We start from the raw sequence: 1,371 nt of genomic DNA on the forward strand, positions 1-1,371 counted from the left end.
CGTCAGGAGTCGGCGCCCTGTGCGTTGCTCAGACAAACTCAATCCGGACTTCTCAGCGTCGAGGTTTCGCCCCATCGTCTGAAAGACGACSGTCTCCTGTCCGAGCAGATCCGATACGAGCTCGGCACTCGCATGATCGTTGACGCCGAACACCTGAAGAAGACCTGTATTCGACAGGAACGTGCCGGCGCGCAATCCGTAGGTCGCGCGCAGTTGGTGGACATCCTGCAGAATGGGCCAGAGCTGGACACCATATCCGGCCATTAATCCCATGGCCCGTTCGACGGCGGCGAGATGGCCAAGCGCTGCAAACTCGTCGAGCAGATAGAGAACCGGTGCATCCGGTTTCTGGGTCGTGCGCGCCATATCGAGCAGGCTGCAGGTCACGACCAGACGCAGCCAGCGCGAATAGGTCGAAAGCCGGTCTGGCGGCAGCACAAGAAAGACAGTCTGATGGCTCTGTTTCAACTCGGAGAACCGAAAATCCGACCTGCCAAGCACGCGCGCCATGCGCGGACTATCGAGGAAATGCGTGTGTCGCTGAGCGGCGGATAAAACGCCCGCGGCCTCACGGTCCGATTTGCCGAGATGACGATTGGCGGCGCGTGCAACAAGGCCGCCGGCGGCGATCGAACTTTGCATTTCAGCGAGCAAATGTTTGAACTGTTCGGACGCCAATGTCAGATATTCCCGCAGCGTCACCAACGTTTTGCGCATTGCCGATTCCTTCGTCACCACGTGCAGGATCATGCCTGCGATCAACGCCTTGGCTTCCTCGTTCCAATGCGCCTCGCCCGTCATGCCGGGTTCGTCGAAGACGAGGGCATCGGCTATGGTGCCAGCCTCCTCGGCCAGATCGAGATTTTGAGGATCAAGGTGATCGAGCGGATTGAAGGCGGAAGGCGGTTCGCCGGTGACGTCGAAGGGATCGAGAACGTGAAGTGAGCCAAACTTCGCGCGCGCCCGCCCGGTGACAAGGGTGTTTTCTCCCTTTGGATCTATGCAGATGACCGATCGATCGGCCGTTAGCAGATTTGGAATGACCGTCCCCACACCTTTGCCGCTTCGTGTCGGAGCCATGGTCAAAAGATGGCCAGGTCCGGTGTAGCGGATCAACTTGTCCGTCTTGCTGTCGCGGCCGATCAGCAGACCCGAGGCTGGAGCTGATAAAGCGGCGATCTCCTTGTGCGTGGCAAAGCGTGCGCTGCCATGCGTATCATCCTCATTTGCCCCGAAATGGACGATCAGCGGGGCCGTCAGCATCCGGAAGGCCAACATGGCTATGAACAGGCAAATCGCCGCGCCCACGATGTTGCGAAGAGCAACTTGTTGGATCGGGATGACCTGGGCACTTACAGCTGAGAGTAAGAC

General features: G+C 59.1%; 1 protein-coding gene. It reads right to left on the reverse strand.

The features are described 5' to 3' along the window. Positions 1–1,371 (reverse strand): type IV secretory system conjugative DNA transfer family protein (locus AC1D35_RS36165; protein WP_477942826.1); only part of this gene is annotated, 1,371 nt, incomplete at both ends.

It is taken from the genome of Rhizobium sp. P1_E6, from assembly GCF_056405875.1.